The following is a 14,659-nucleotide window of genomic DNA, read 5'->3' as shown; positions in this document are numbered from 1 at the left end:
CGCGGTCACTCAGACCTGTGGGCTATCGGTCGACCACGCCGGCTCTCGACGCCTAATCTGGCAGATCGCCAAGAGATAAGGGGCTTGCTCAGCGGATCCTGCGCGCACCGAGCTGACCGGCGTGCATATCTGATGCAGCAGACCAAGCACCAGCGAATCCCGAATCTCGACTCCCGCCCCCCCGATTCTCGCTAAACTGCCCCACATGCAGACCACCACCTTCCGCACCGCCACCGTCGATGACATCGACGCCCTTGTCCAGCTGGTGACCTCGGCCTATCGCGGCGACAGCAGCCGTGTGGGGTGGACCACCGAGGCCGATATCCTCGATGGCGCCCGTATCGATCCGGCCGTGCTGCGTCAGGACATCCTGCGCGAGCGCAGCCTGGTGCTGCTGGTCGAGCAGGACGGCCGCCTGCAGGCCTGCGCGCATATCGCCGACGATGACGGCGCCGGGTATTTCGGCATGTTCGCAGTGGATCCCTCGCTCCAGGGCAGCGGGCTGGGCAAGACTCTGCTGGCAGAGGGCGAGCGCATCGTGGCCAGCGAGTGGAAGCTGCCGCTGATCCGCATGAGCGTGATCGACGTGCGGCACGAGCTCATCGCGTTCTACGAACGGCGCGGCTACCGTCGTACCGGTGTCTTCAAGCCGTTCCCCTATGGCGACGAACGCTTCGGCGTGCCGTTGCGCCAGGATCTGCGCTTCGAAGTGCTGGAAAAACGCTTCGAGCACGCCACGCCGTGAGCGAAACCTGGACCTTCGTCTGCGCCAGCGACGCGCTGCTGCCAGGCGAATTGCAGACCGTCTGGGACGAGGTGACCGACACCCCGATCGTGGTGTTCAACCTCGACGGCGCGTTGTATGCCCTGGAAGACCGCTGCAGCCACGAAGACTACGAGCTGTCGCCCGGCAGCTTCGACCCGGTGGCAGGCACCATCGAATGCCAGCTGCACAGCGCACGGTTCGATATCCGCGACGGCCGCCCGCTGTGCGCGCCCGCCTATACCGCCGTACCCAAGTTTCCCGTCAAGCGCGAACACGACGGCATCTGGACTCGCGACGACCGCTAAACGCGCCGTCGGCCAGACGCAGGCAACGCGACAGGGCGGTGCGCCCGGCCGACGAACGCCGCCTGTCGGGCGGGTTTGCAAAGAAGAATGATTTGCATTTAAGATCGCATTTCTTCAGGCCTTCTTAACAACTGGCCTTCTGCGATCCCATGCACCCAGCCCTGCACAGCCCCTGCTCCATCCCGTCATCGCGCCTGCGCCCGGCGGCGCTGCGTCTTGGCGTACCGGAGGGGCCGCTGCGGCGGCGCACAGCGTCGGGCTAGCCGGCGCGTCCTTTCTGTCGTCACCCCATCCCGCATCCGCCGAGCCGCCGCCAGGCCGGAGCATCGTTTCCTTCTTCGAGACCCTCCATGACTCCCAGGATTTCCCCGCTCGCGTCCGCCGTGCTGTTGACGCTGTCCGCTCCTGCCATCGCCCAGCCCGGCGACGCGCCCGCGCCTCCCGGTGCGGTGGATCTGGATGCGATCCGGGTACAGCAGGAACGCGCGCAAAAACCGTCCTCGCCCAAGTACACCGAGGCGCTGCGCGACACGCCACAGACCATCACCGTGGTCACCAAGCAGACCATGGACCAGCAGAACCTGCTCTCGCTGCGTGACGTGCTCAGCACCCTGCCCGGCATCACCTTCGGTGCCGGCGAAGGCGGCGGCGGCTATGGCGACAGCATCAACCTGCGCGGCTTCACCGCCAGCAGCGATATCACCACCGACGGTGTGCGCGACAGCGCGCAGTACAGCCGCAGCGACACCTTCAACCTCGAGGCAGTGGAGCTGATCAACGGCGCCAACTCGGCGATGTCCGGCGCCGGCTCGGTCGGTGGCAACATCAATCTGGTCACCAAGACCGCCGGCCAGGGCGACTTCACCAACGTGCTGATCGGCGGCGGCAGCGACCGCTACGGCCGCCTTACCGTCGACAGCAACCACGATTTCGACAACGGCACCGCGGTGCGCCTGAACGCCATGGGCCACACCCAGGACGTGCCGGGCCGCAATGAAGAGTTCCGCCACCGCTGGGGCTTTGCGCCGTCGGTCACCTTCGGCCTGGGTTCGGACACGCGCTTCACCCTGAGCTACCTGCACCAGCACGACAACAACCTGCCGCAGTACGGCGTGCCGTTCGCGCTCAGTCCGTTCAACGATGGCCCGTTGCCGGGCGTGGATCCGGAAACCTACTTCGGTTACCGCAACACCTCGCGTCAGGAGATCGACGTGGACATGCTGACCGGCGTGCTGGACATGGATTTCAGCGACACCTTCAAGCTGCGCAGCCTGGCGCGTCTGCAGCGGGTGGACCAGTTCCTCAACGCCACCGCACTCCAGGGCACCTGGTGCCTGCCCAACGGCACCGATCCGTACACCGGGCGCGCCTGCGTCGGCCAGCCGCCGGCCACCTGGAACCCGAGCAGCGGCCCACGCGGGCTGGTGCGCGATACCGAGAACTTCATCGCGCACAGCCAGACCGACCTGACCGCCACCCTGCACACCGGCGCGATCGAGCACCGGGTGGTCGCCGGCGTGGCGATCAGCAAGGAAGACTTCGAACTGGACAGCGGCACCAGCTTCCGCAATGCCGACGGCTCCACCACCGGCATCACCTATCCGCAGCAGTCCTTCGATAACCCGTACAACATCTGGACCGGCCCGCAGAACTATGTGCGTACCGGCCACAGCAAGGGCAGCCTGACCAATCAGGCCGTCTACCTGTTCGACACGCTGCAGTTCAACGAGCAGTGGTTGCTCAACCTGGGCGGCCGCTATGAACACAACGAAGGCGACAGCACGACCTATACCGTCAATGCCGCCGGTAACGTCACTGGCGTGGCCGCCGGCTTTCCGGCCGGCAACGAGGAAGATCTGTTCTCCTATCGCGCCGGCCTGGTGTTCAAGCCGGTGGACAACGCCAGCCTGTATCTGTCCTACGCCAACAGCAAGACGCCGTCCAAGGCCTCGGTCAACGGCTCGTGCACGCCGATCGCCACCGCCACCGCTGGCGCCAACTGCAATGTGGCGCCGGAAACGGCGGTCAACATCGAGCTGGGCGGCAAGTGGGATGTGCTCAACGAGCGCCTGGCGCTGACCGCAGCGGTGTTCCGCAACGAGCGCCAGAACTACAAGGTCAACAGCGGCGACCCGCTGATCCCCGAGCAGGTGCTGGACGGCAAGGCGCGCGTGGACGGCGTCGCGCTGGGCGCGGCTGGCTACCTGACCGACCGCTGGTCGATCTTCGCCAACTACACCTTCCTGGACAGCGAGGTGCTGCAGAGCGTGTCCAATCGCACCGCCGGCCTCACCGGCGACCCGGTGGCCGGACGCGAGCTGGTGCAGACCCCGCGCAATGCAGGCAACATCTGGACCACCTACACGCTCGACCAGTGGACCTTCGGTTATGGCGTCACCTACCAGGGCGGCTTCTATCCGAACAATGCCTCGACCGCGGCCTACATCAAGACCGACGATTACTGGGTGCACCGCGCGATGGTCGGCCTGCGCGTCAACGAGTGGCTGAGCCTGCAGTTGAACGTCAACAACCTGTTCGACGAGGAGTACTACACCAGCGTGCGCAACAACCTCACCGTCAACGCCGCCGGCACGGTCACTGCAGGCAATGGCTGGGCGATCCCGGGCGAAGGCCGCTCGGCGGTATTGAACGCCACCTTCAGCTTCTGACTCAGCCAGGCGCCATCCGCCCCGCGCGGATGGCGTGGAGACCGCCGCATGTTGTTGCCCATTCCCGATGTCCTCGATGCCGCGCAACTGGGCGCGTTGCGGGCGCGTCTGGACGCGGCCGACTGGGCCGACGGCCGCATCACCGCCGGCCATCAATCCGCGCAGGCCAAGGACAACGCGCAACTGCCCGAAGACAGCCCCATCGCGCGCGATGCCGGCGCGCTGGTGCTGGACGCGCTGTCGCGCAGCAGCACCTTCTTCTCCGCGGTGCTGCCGCGGCGGATCTATCCGCCATTGTTCAATCGCTACAGCGGCGGGCAGTCGTTCGGGTATCACGTGGACAACGCGGTACGTTACGACCGCAGCCGTGGTGGCGCCGAGCCGGTGCGTACCGATGTTTCCGCCACGCTGTTTCTCAGCGACCCGGACAGCTACGACGGCGGCGAGCTGGTGATCGAAGACACGTATGGCACGCAATCGGTCAAGCTGCCGGCCGGGCATCTGCTGATCTACCCTGGCACCAGCCTGCACAAGGTCACTCCGGTCACCCGCGGCACGCGTGTGGCCGCCTTCTTCTGGATCCAGAGCATGCTGCGCGACGCCGCCCAACGCCGGCTGTTGTTCGAACTGGACGTCTCGATCCGACGGCTGACGCAGGACACCCCGGGCCATCCGTCGCTGATCCAGCTCACCGGCGTTTATCACAACCTGTTGCGGCAGTGGGCCGATGTCTGAGCCCGCGCTTGACCCTGCACTGCGACGCACGCAGCCCGAGCAGGCCATCGCGGCGCTGCGCAAGGCCGCGGCCGGACAGGACAGCCATGCGCAGCTGTTGCTCGCACAACTTTATGCCGAAGGACGTGGCATCCCGGCCGATCCGGCCATGGCGATGCTGTGGTACGAAGTGGCTGCCAATGCCGGGCAGCCGGCGGCCATGAACCAACTCGGCCGCTGCCACGAACTGGGCTTTGGCACCCCCGTCAACGAAGCGCTGGCCGCGCTGTGGTACCGCCGCGCCGCCGAGCATGGACTGGATTGGGGCATGTACAACCTGGCGCATCTGTACGCCTCCGGGCGCGGCGTGGCACAGGACCAGGCGCAGGCCCTGGCGCTGTATCGCCAGGCCGCCGAACGCGGGCACGCCAAGTCGATGAACTTCCTGGCCCGCTATCTCGACCAGGGCCTGGCCTGCAGTGCCGATCCGCATGCCGCGCGCCACTGGTATCGCCGCTCTGCCGAAGCCGGCGACTTCTGCGGCCAGGCCAGTTACGCCACCTTGCTGGCCGATGCGGGCGCGCTCGATCAGGCCGAGCAGTGGATGCGCCGCGCCATCGCCGGCGGGCATGCCGGCTTCCTGGCCCAGCTGACCACCCTGCTCGGCAACGCACCGCAGCCGCGTCTGCGCGCACTGCTGGGCGAGGTGGCGGCGCGGCAATCGCGGCTGCAGGCAACCGCCGCCGCGGACCCGGCCTGAGCCCGGCATGTCTCTGCCTGATTCCGCAATCGCCGGTAACCAGCAACGCCGCGGATTCTGGCTGCGCATGCTGCATCAATGGCACTGGATCAGCTCGGCGCTGTGCCTGATCGGCATGCTGCTGTTCACCATCACCGGGCTGACCCTCAATCACGCTGCGCGGATCGAAGCCAGCCCATCGACCGAGCAACGCACGCTCACCCTGCCAGCGGCATTGTTGAAAACCCTGGGCAGCCGGCAGGACGGCAATGCACCGCTGCCGCCACGCGTGGCGCAGTGGCTGGGGCGCGAACTGGATATCAGCATCGGCACGCGCAGCGGCGAATGGTCGCCGGACGAAGTGTATGTCGCGCTTCCGCGCCCCAGTGGCGATGCATGGCTGAGCCTGGACCGCAACACCGGTGCGATCGAATACGAGCGCACCTCGCGCGGGGCCATCGCCTATCTCAACGACCTGCACAAGGGCCGCAACGCCGGGCCGGCCTGGGGCTGGTTCATCGACGTATTCGCCATCGCCTGCCTGGTGTTCTGCATCACCGGGCTGTTCCTGCTGCATCTGCATGCGCGTCAGCGCCGCATGACCTGGCCGCTGGTCGGCCTGGGCCTGCTGATCCCGCTGCTGCTTGCCCTGCTGTTGATCCACTGACCCTTTCCTTGGAGACGACCATGCGCGCCACCCTGACCATCGCCCTGAGCGGCCTGCTCGCCATGCCGGCGTATGCGGCCACGCTCGATATCAACGTCGAGATTCCCAAGCTCAACGTCGCCGAATACCACCGCCCCTATGTGGCGATCTGGCTGGAAGGCGCCGACCAGAAGGTCGCCGCCAACCTGGCGGTCTGGTATCAGTCCAAGGACACCGCCGAGGGCCACGGCACCAAGTGGTTGCCGGATCTGCGCCAGTGGTGGCGCAAGAGCGGTCGCACGCTGCAGGTGCCGGTCGATGGCGTCACCGGTCCGACCCGCCCGGCTGGCGCGCATGCGCTGTCCTTCAGCGACACCAAGGGCGCATTGAAGTCGCTGCCGGCCGGACAGTACACGCTGGTGGTGGAGGCCGCGCGCGAAGTGGGCGGCCGCGAACTGGTCAAAGTGCCTTTCACCTGGCCGGCGACAGCGCCGCAAAGCGCCAAGGCCAGCGGCAGCAGCGAACTGGGTGCGATCAGCCTGAGCGCCAAGCCTTGATACCGGGCGTCGGCACGGGGCGGCAGCCGCCCTCATCCCTGCCCCGGCCGGCGCAAACTGCAGCGCGTCTTGCGCATTGTTCATCATCACGCATCCAGCCAGCGCCACGACGCGCGCTGATCAGACACGCGCCCACCGCCTTTCGCATTCTCAAGGAGTTGTCATGCAACGTTCCCTCGTCCTGATCGCCCTGCTCGCCGCAGTGCCGGCCACCGCACTCGCGCACAAGGCCTGGCTGCTGCCCTCGCAGACCGTCATCGCCGGCGAAGCGCCGTGGATCACCGTCGATGCCGCGGTGTCCAACGACCTGTTCTATTTCAACCATGTGCCGCTGCAGCTGGACAACCTCAGCATCACCGCACCCGATGGCAGCGCGCTCAAGCCGGAAAACCCGGCCACCGGCAAATACCGCAGCGTGTTCGACCTGCAGCTCACCCAGCCCGGCACCTACAAGCTCGGCATCGTCAATGCCGGCCTGTTCGCCAGCTGGAAGCAAGACGGCAAGCCCAAGCGCTGGCGCGGCAACGAAGCCAGCTTCGCCACCGAAGTCCCCAAGAACGCGCAGGACCTGCAGGTGTCGCAATCGCTCAGCCGGGTGGAAACCTTCGTCACCCGTGGCGCACCGACCACCACCGTGTTCAAGCCCAGCGGCAAGGGCATCGAGCTGGTGCCGGTCACCCATCCCAACGACCTGGTCGCCGGCGAAGCCGCACAGTTCACACTGCAACTGGATGGCAAGCCGGCCGCCGGGCTGGAGATTGAGATCGTGCGCGGCGGCACCCGTTACCGCGATGCGCAGAACGAGATCAAGCTCACCACCGATGCCAAGGGCAGTTTCAGCGTGACCTGGCCGGAGCCCGGCATGTATTGGCTGGAAACCAGCAGCGAAGACAGCAAGACCTCGCTGCCGCAGGCCAAGCAGCGTCGCCTGGGCTATGTGGTGACGCTGGAAGTGCTGCCGCAATAAGAGCGGCCGACCACTGCCGCGCAGCCGCAAGGCAGGCGCGGTCGGTGCCCGGAATCGGCGCGTCCCGCGTGCGCTCCGGCTTCTGAGCACCGTCCACATCCACTGGCGACTGCGGGCTACGTTTCTTGGCCGGCAAGTAACGCCAGCGCATGCAACGGTCCTGGAGACGCTCCAGGGCCATTGCACGACGGCGCCGTCGCACCGTCCTGCGTTGCGTGCGGCGACCGACCACCCCGGCATGGCCGGGATGGCCTGCACTGCCGACGGCATCGACCGCCGAACCACCAGGACGCTGATGCAATCGGCAACGCCGCACGTCACCATCATGCACCTGCCGCAGCGCCCGCTCACCAATCCACGTATGAACTCAGTTGCTTCCGCAGACACCCCGCTTGCCACCCTGGGCGGCCGCAGCATGGGCACCACCTGGAGCGTCAAGCTGGTGGCGCCACGCAGCTACGACCTGCATCCGCTGCACGCGCGCATCCAGGCCGCGCTCGACCGCGTGGTCGCACAGATGAGCACCTGGGAATCGGACTCGGATATCAGCCGCTACAACCGTATGGCCGCCGGCCACTGGCAGACCCTGCCGACAGAGTTCCATACCGTGCTGCGCACCGCGCTGGACATCGCCCAGGCCAGCGACGGCGCCTTCGACCCCACCGTCGGGCCGCTGGTCGAGCTATGGGGCTTTGGCGCCAGCGGAAGTCGGCGACGGGTGCCATCGCCCGAGCAGATCGCGCTGGTGAGCCTGCGCTGCGGCTGGCGGCGCCTGGAACTGGATGGCCCGCGTGTCCTGCAACCGGGCGCGGTGGCGCTGGACCTGTCCGGCATCGCCAAGGGCTATGGCGTGGATTGCGTACACCACGCCCTGCTACAGGCCGGCATCGCCAGCGCCTTGATCGATGTCGGTGGCGAACTGTTCGGCTATGGACGCAAGCCCGACGGCAGCGCCTGGCGCGTACTGGTCGAATCCGCCCCCGACGAAGACGCCGGCTCGGCGTTGCCGCCACGGGTGCTCGCCCTGGATGGCGTGGCCGTGGCCACCTCCGGCGACCGCTGGCACCGCTTCGAAAGCGATGGCCTGCGCTACGCCCACACCTTCGACCCGCGCACGGGCGCACCGATTCCGCATGCGCCCGCCGCGGTCACCGTCCTCGCCGCCGATGCCATGCATGCCGATGCCTGGGCCACCGCCATGACCGTGCTCGGGACCGACGCCGGGCTCGCCTACGCGCACCAGGCCGGCCTTGCGGTGCGCTTTCTGACCCGACACGACGGCAGTCTGCACGAAGCCATGAGCCCCGCCTTCGAGCGGCATCTGGCCGCATCATGACAGTGGCACGCGCATGGGTCTGGCTGGGCAATGGCGCGCTGCTGCTCGCCCTTGCCGCCATCGCTGCATGGCTTGCCAGCCTGCACGAAGGCGCATGGTGGAGTGCGCCGACGCCGCAGCGCTGGCAGTGGGCAGCACTGGGGCTGACGCTGTATGCCGCGGTCTGCGCTGTCATTTTCATCCGCAGCCGTCAGCGGGCCGGCGTGAGGAATGCAGACAGTAGCGGCACGCTGATCGCCTGGGCCAGTCAGACCGGATTCGCCCGCGAGCTTGCCGAGCGCAGCGCGGCCGCACTGCAAGCAGCCGGCCTCGCAGCGTATGCGCTGCCGCTGGACGCGGTGGATGCCGATCTACTCGCCCGCGTGCCGCGCCTGCTGTGCATCGTCAGCACCACCGGCGAAGGCGATGCACCCGACCATGCGCAGGCAGCCGAGCGCCATTGGCTTGCCGACAATGCGCAGGACCTGGCTGCCGTGCACTACGCGGTCCTGGCCCTGGGCGACCGCCGCTATGCGCAGTTCTGCGCGTTCGGCCGTCGTATCGATGCCGGCCTGCAAGCGCGCGGTGGCACGCGCCTGTTCGAGCGCATCGACGTCGACAATGCCGACCCACGCGCCTTGCTTCAGTGGCAACACCGCCTGGCAGCACTCACCCCGGCGCTGGCGAGCCAGCCAGCGTGGAGCGTGCCGACCTACGCGAGCTGGCAGCTGCGCGAGCGTGTGCATGTCAATCCCGGCAGCGCCGGCGCACCGATCTATCGGCTACGGCTCACCCCCCACGACGGCGCGCTGCCGCAATGGAGCGCCGGCGACATCGCCGAGATCGCGCCGCAGAACGCGCCTGCGCAGGTGGAGGCCTGGTTGCAGCGGCACCGCTGCGATGGTGCGCAGATGGTCGATGGCCGTACCTTGCGCGACTGGCTCGCCGGCGCGCAGCTGCCTGCAGATCCGGATGCACGTGCGGAGCCAGCTGCATGCGCCGATGCAAAAGCGGAAACGGAAACGGAAACGGAAACAACGATACAGCCTGCAGGGCTGGCGGCACTGGTGCGTCACCTGGTCGCGCTGCCGCATCGCGAGTATTCGCTGGCGTCGATCAGCCAAGAAGGGCATGCCGAACTGCTGGTCCGCCAGCATCTGCATGACGATGGACGGTTGGGGATCGGCAGCGGCTGGCTCTGCGTGCATGCGCCTGTCGGCGCCACCATCGCACTGCGGTTGCGCAGCAACCCGGGGTTTCATCCCCCCGCGCCGGAGCAACCCATGCTGCTGATCGGCAACGGCACCGGCATCGCCGGTTTGCGCGCACATCTGCGTGCGCGCATCGCCGCCGGCGCGCGCGACAACTGGCTGATCTTCGGCGAACGCAACGCCGCATACGATGCGCTCTACGCCAACGAGTTGCAGCAGTGGCAGCAGGCCGGCTGGATTGCACGCATGGACCTGGTGTATTCGCGCGACCACGCCTCTCCGGCACGCTATGTGCAGCACGCGCTTGCCGCCGAGGCCGACACCCTGCGCCAATGGATCGATCGCGGCGCCTGCCTCTATCTCTGCGGCAGCCTGCGCGGCATGGCCCCCGAAGTGGACACTACACTCGACGCCATTCTGGGCCCGGCGACCAGGCAGGAGCTGCTGCAAAGCGGGCGCTACCGCCGCGACGTGTACTGAGCGGACGCCGCCTGATCTCAGGCAGGCGTCCTGATCAAGCAGCAGTTTTGCCGGGATCTATCTTGGGGCGGAACCCACGCCGTGCAGGGTTCTTCAGTGAGCGTTGCATGCCTGCAGCTGCCAACCTGTTGCAGCGGACCACGAGCAGCCGACAAGACGACATCGGGCCAGCCACCGCACCGGCCAGCAAGCGGTCGCTGTGCAGCGGCCAAGCATTCACGGCCGGCGCTCGGAACCCTCACCACCGCGCATCCCCGCGGTCTACGCGGTCCACGCGCGCAACCTCACACGACGACGGCTCGCTACGCACTACCGGCCGCACTAACCCGGATCGCCAGCAATTCGCCGCCACCATCCAGCACATAGCGGGTGCGCGTCGACGCACTCAGCCAGGCGGTATCGCCGGCCGCCATGGCCGGCAAGCCACTTTCGCGCCCGAAGCTGGCCTGCCCGGCAAGCAGATGGATCGCCCAGGCACTGCCCGGTTCTGCGAAGAACAGCATGGTGCCGACCAACGGCCGATGCAGCAGCTCGGCCTGCAACAGATCGCGTCGCCACATCAGATTGAAATCCTGCGTCGGCCCGTCCAGCAGCACCGCGCTCACTGCATCTTCGCCGGCAAATCGCACGCGTTGATGGGGCGGCATGACATCGACGCATCGGCCACGATGCGCAGGATTCGCAACAGGATGCCCAGCGCTGCTCAATACTCCACTGCCCACCGAACGTGCGCCGACACGCGCCGCCCCACTCGCCTCTGCACTACCACCGGTCCCGTCACCTGCAAGGATTGCGGTGTCGGTGTCGGTGTCGGTGTCGGTGTCGGTGTCGGTGTCGGTGTCTACATCAGCGTCGGAGTTGGAGTTGGAGTCGATACTTGTATCGGTATCGGTATCAACATCGCCAAACTGCAGACGCATGCCATTGCCGCGCAGCAATACCAGCTCACGATCGATGCCGGGAAATGCGGAGAACGCAGCATCTTGCTCGATCTCGGCAATCGACAGGCGCAAGGCCCATTCCGGCGTATCGCCCAATCGGAGGATCTCGCGCGTCCAGCCCAATTGATTGCGCCACCGCTCCCGGCGGTACTCATTGGCCGGAATCACCCGGCTGCTCAGGTCTGTTAGCTGCATCGGCGCATTGTGCCCGAAGCGCCATATCCGGTCGCGGCCCAATCCTGGCTCCGTATACGCCAAGCCGGCCTTGCGATCTGGCCCCTGCGCAGGCATTCACCAATGCCCCGCCACAAGACCCTGTCCGACTTCGCCGACATCGGGCCAAGGCTCCCGAAGCGGATCGACGCCTCCACGTCTCGACGTCCACAAGCCGTTCCAGCCCCCACTGTCCGGGCCAGCGCTTTCCACCGGCAGCACCGCGCTGCGTCTGGCTCAGATCCGCCCAACGAAAAACGCCCGGCTGCACATCCGAGTGCAACACCGGGCGATTCCACGTCCTTGTCGGCTTCCAGCCATCCCCCAGACATCCTGTCCAGTTAGGTTGCGGCCACGCATCCTCGCGTCGAACCGTATCTCGGATCCCTTCCCCTCAACGCCGCCCCACCGGTTTCACCGCCGCCCCCTTGGCAGCCTTCTTGGCGGGCGCCATCGTGGCCCCCACTTCGATCAGGTCGCGATTCCGTTCGACCGTCTTGAGTCCGATGCCCTTGACCAGTGCCAGTTCCTCGGCACTTTTGAAGGGACCGTTTGCCTGACGGTGCTCGACGATTGCCTCGGCTTTTGATCGCCCGACATTCGTCAGCACCTTGTCCAATTCCTCAGCAGACGCGGTGTTGATATCGACCTTTTCCAGCGCGTACGCATTCGAGGACAACAGCAACGCCAGTAGCAGGGACTTCAGGACTACGGTAAATGACTTCATTGCAACGCTCCTTGTGGCTTGGGTGATGGTCCTAGCCAGCATTCCTGCCGGCGGAGCCAGTGTCCCGCGCCACATGCAGCAATCCTATCGCCAACGAACTTTTCACACAGCCGGTGAACTGCGCGCCGCCTTGTAGGGAAATCCCTACCCCATGTCACGGGCGTAGAATGTGCTGCTACGTCACGCATTCGGAGCCTTCATGGACAGCGCCAAGATCGACCAATTCATCAGCGACACCTGGGACCGCGAGATCGTCCCGCAACTGGTCGATTACATCCGTATCCCCAACAAGTCGCCGATGTTCGACGCCGATTGGGTGGCCAACGGCTATATGGAACAGGCCGTGACCCTGATGGAAACCTGGGCGCGGGCGCAGGCCATCGACGGCATGCAGGTCGAGGTAGTGCGCCTGGAAGGCCGCACGCCGTTGATCTTCATCGAGATCCCGGCCACCGGCGCCGAGTCCGGCGACGACACCGTGCTGCTGTACGGGCACCTGGACAAGCAGCCGGAGATGACCGGCTGGGATGCCGACCTTGACCCGTGGGAGCCAGTGCTGCGCGGCGACAAGCTGTATGGACGCGGCGGTGCCGACGACGGCTACGCGATCTTCGGTTCGCTGGCCGCGATCCTGGCGCTGCGAACCCAGGGCCTGCCGCATGCGCGTTGCGTGGTACTGATCGAGGCCTGCGAAGAGTCCGGCAGCTACGATCTGCCGGCCTACGTGGATCACCTGGCCCAGCGCATCGGCAAGCCGTCGCTGGTGGTGTGTCTGGACTCGGGTTGCGGCAACTACGAGCAGCTGTGGTGCACCACCTCGCTGCGTGGCCTGACCGGCGGCAACCTCAGCGTGAAGGTGCTGGAAGAAGGCGTGCATTCCGGCGATGCCTCCGGCGTGGTGCCATCCAGCTTCCGGCTGCTGCGCCAGCTCCTGTCGCGCATCGAAGACGAAACCACCGGACGCATCCTGCTCGACGGCCTGCATGTGGAAGTACCCGCCGAGCGGCTGACCCAGGCCAAGGCGGCAGCGGCGACACTGGATACCGCGATCTTCGACAAGTTCCCGATGGTCGAGGGCCTGGTGCCGATGCATGAGGAGCTGACCGAACTGGTGTTGAACCGGACCTGGCGCCCGGCGCTGTCGATCACCGGGGTGGATGGCATGCCGCCGCTGACCTCGGCCGGCAACGTGCTGCGCCCGCACACCGCAGTGAAGCTCTCGCTGCGATTGCCGCCGACGGCAGACGGCAAGGCCTGCGGCGAACTGCTCAAGGCCGCCCTGCTGCGCGACCCGCCCAATGGCGCGCAGGTGAGCCTGGAGCTGGAAAAGGCCTCGTCGGGGTGGAATGCGCCGGCGATGGCACCGTGGCTGGCAAAGGCCATCGACGATGCCAGCCAGGCCTTCTTCGCCAAGCCGGCGATGTACATGGGCGAAGGCGGCTCGATCCCGTTCATGGGCATGCTGGGCGAGAAGTTCCCGGGCGCGCAGTTCATGATCACCGGCGTGCTGGGGCCGCATTCCAATGCGCATGGGCCCAACGAGTTCCTGCACATCCCGATGGGCAAGCGGGTGACTGCCTGCGTGTCGAAGGTGATCGCCGAGCATCACGCCGCCTGCCTGCGCGGGGAGACCAGCGGCTCGCCGGTGGCCGCCGATAGCGGCACCCGGCATGGCGGGCACGGCTGCTGCTGAGCCCTGGGGTTGGCCCTTGCATGCAGTCGGGTGCAGGGGTCGTCGGATGCGCCGTGTTGTTCGGGATTTGGACGAGAGGCCGTGGAGCATGGGTGCCTGGCGGCCATACCCCAACTCTCACACTCCGTCACCCCCACCCTGCTCCGCGCTCCGGCCCGCGCTTGCGGCGCGGGCGCTCCAAGGCACGCGCGAGTAGCGCGCAAGCTCTGCCTTCTGGCCCCGCAGGGAGAGGGACTTTTGGCGGTGTTGTTCCGATAGTCCCTCCTGCCGACGACTTCCGCGTCTTCAATCAGCGTTTCACGGCATCCCATCCGGAATCGCGCGGCGCGAACGTCAGCTTGTTGCACGTGCTCGATCAAGGTCGCCAGCGTTGTGTGCGCAACGCGGGTGGCCGGCATCCGAAATGCTAGTCTGCCGATCCCGTTCGCTCTGGTGCTGCGATGAACACATTGTTTGGTAGCGACAGCTGGCTCTACATCCTGCTGGTCGGATTCGTGGTCGGGTTGCTGGCGCGTTTCATCACGCCCGGCACGCAGCGCCTGGGCTGCCTGCTGACCATCGTGCTGGGCATTGCCGGCGCGGTGGTGGCGAGCTGGTTCGGCCGTTACATGGGCTGGTACCGTCCGGGCGAGCCTGCCGGATTCCTCGGTGCATTGCTCGGTGCCATCGCCATCCTCGCGCTGCTGCGACTGTTCAGCGGCAGCAAGCGCTGAACG

The 14,659-nt window shown here is 66.7% G+C and carries 14 protein-coding genes; 12 read left to right on the top strand and 2 right to left on the bottom strand.

Annotated elements, in window-relative coordinates; translation table 11 throughout:
• Positions 1–205 precede the first annotated feature (205 nt).
• From XcodCFBP4690_RS14730 to XcodCFBP4690_RS14685, 10 genes are all read left to right on the top strand, one after another.
• Entirely contained in the window at positions 206–745 is a 540-nt protein-coding gene (locus tag XcodCFBP4690_RS14730) for a GNAT family N-acetyltransferase (RefSeq protein WP_104541914.1), read from the top strand.
• Positions 742–1,071: a non-heme iron oxygenase ferredoxin subunit gene (locus tag XcodCFBP4690_RS14725; RefSeq protein ID WP_104541913.1), complete on the top strand. Its 330-nt coding sequence runs from the start codon at positions 742–744 to the stop codon at positions 1,069–1,071. The genes XcodCFBP4690_RS14730 and XcodCFBP4690_RS14725 overlap by 4 nt, the downstream gene beginning before the upstream one ends.
• A gap of 350 nt (positions 1,072–1,421) precedes the next feature.
• Complete coding sequence (locus tag XcodCFBP4690_RS14720) at positions 1,422–3,740, top strand: TonB-dependent receptor (RefSeq protein WP_104541911.1); 2,319 nt, start codon at positions 1,422–1,424, stop codon at positions 3,738–3,740.
• A 48-nt stretch (positions 3,741–3,788) separates the two neighbouring features.
• The gene (locus XcodCFBP4690_RS14715) at positions 3,789–4,475 is read left to right on the top strand and encodes a Fe2+-dependent dioxygenase (RefSeq protein WP_104541909.1); all 687 of its coding nucleotides are present in this window, start codon (positions 3,789–3,791) and stop codon (positions 4,473–4,475) included.
• Positions 4,468–5,214 (top strand): tetratricopeptide repeat protein, encoded by a 747-nt coding sequence (locus XcodCFBP4690_RS14710; RefSeq protein WP_104541907.1) that lies wholly within the window; start codon positions 4,468–4,470, stop codon positions 5,212–5,214. Before XcodCFBP4690_RS14715 ends, XcodCFBP4690_RS14710 begins: the two co-directional genes overlap by 8 nt.
• A 7-nt stretch (positions 5,215–5,221) precedes the next feature.
• On the top strand, positions 5,222–5,860 hold the full coding sequence (locus XcodCFBP4690_RS14705) for a PepSY-associated TM helix domain-containing protein (RefSeq protein WP_104541905.1): 639 nt from the start codon (positions 5,222–5,224) through the stop codon (positions 5,858–5,860).
• A 20-nt stretch (positions 5,861–5,880) separates the two neighbouring features.
• Entirely contained in the window at positions 5,881–6,396 is a 516-nt protein-coding gene (locus XcodCFBP4690_RS14700) for a DUF2271 domain-containing protein (RefSeq protein ID WP_104541903.1), read from the top strand.
• Positions 6,397–6,559: 163 nt separating this feature from the next.
• Entirely contained in the window at positions 6,560–7,363 is an 804-nt protein-coding gene (locus XcodCFBP4690_RS14695) for a DUF4198 domain-containing protein (protein WP_104541901.1), read from the top strand.
• Positions 7,364–7,724: 361 nt separating this feature from the next.
• Positions 7,725–8,699, top strand: coding sequence for an FAD:protein FMN transferase (locus XcodCFBP4690_RS14690; RefSeq protein ID WP_146091910.1), 975 nt, complete (start codon positions 7,725–7,727; stop codon positions 8,697–8,699).
• On the top strand, positions 8,696–10,369 hold the full coding sequence (locus XcodCFBP4690_RS14685; RefSeq protein WP_104541899.1) for a sulfite reductase subunit alpha: 1,674 nt from the start codon (positions 8,696–8,698) through the stop codon (positions 10,367–10,369). The genes XcodCFBP4690_RS14690 and XcodCFBP4690_RS14685 overlap by 4 nt, the downstream gene beginning before the upstream one ends.
• A gap of 302 nt (positions 10,370–10,671) precedes the next feature.
• Here the strand turns inward: XcodCFBP4690_RS14685 and XcodCFBP4690_RS14680 are convergent, their stop codons facing one another.
• Complete coding sequence (locus XcodCFBP4690_RS14680) at positions 10,672–11,505, bottom strand: HutD/Ves family protein (protein WP_104541938.1); 834 nt, start codon at positions 11,503–11,505, stop codon at positions 10,672–10,674.
• Between the two features lie 412 nt (positions 11,506–11,917).
• Positions 11,918–12,292, bottom strand: a complete 375-nt coding sequence (locus XcodCFBP4690_RS14675; protein ID WP_005993268.1) for a ComEA family DNA-binding protein — start codon at positions 12,290–12,292, stop codon at positions 11,918–11,920.
• Positions 12,293–12,449: 157 nt separating this feature from the next.
• Here XcodCFBP4690_RS14675 and XcodCFBP4690_RS14670 point away from each other — a divergent pair, with 157 nt between their 5' ends.
• Entirely contained in the window at positions 12,450–13,943 is a 1,494-nt protein-coding gene (locus XcodCFBP4690_RS14670; RefSeq protein ID WP_104541897.1) for a M20 family metallopeptidase, read from the top strand.
• Positions 13,944–14,383: 440 nt separating this feature from the next.
• Positions 14,384–14,656: a GlsB/YeaQ/YmgE family stress response membrane protein gene (locus XcodCFBP4690_RS14665; protein WP_104541895.1), complete on the top strand. Its 273-nt coding sequence runs from the start codon at positions 14,384–14,386 to the stop codon at positions 14,654–14,656.
• Positions 14,657–14,659: the final 3 nt, after the last annotated feature.

It is taken from the genome of Xanthomonas codiaei (assembly GCF_002939785.1).
Classification (GTDB): domain Bacteria; phylum Pseudomonadota; class Gammaproteobacteria; order Xanthomonadales; family Xanthomonadaceae; genus Xanthomonas; species Xanthomonas codiaei.
The sequence above is the reverse complement of the archived record's forward strand: the minus strand, read 5'-3'. Positions and strand labels throughout refer to the sequence as shown.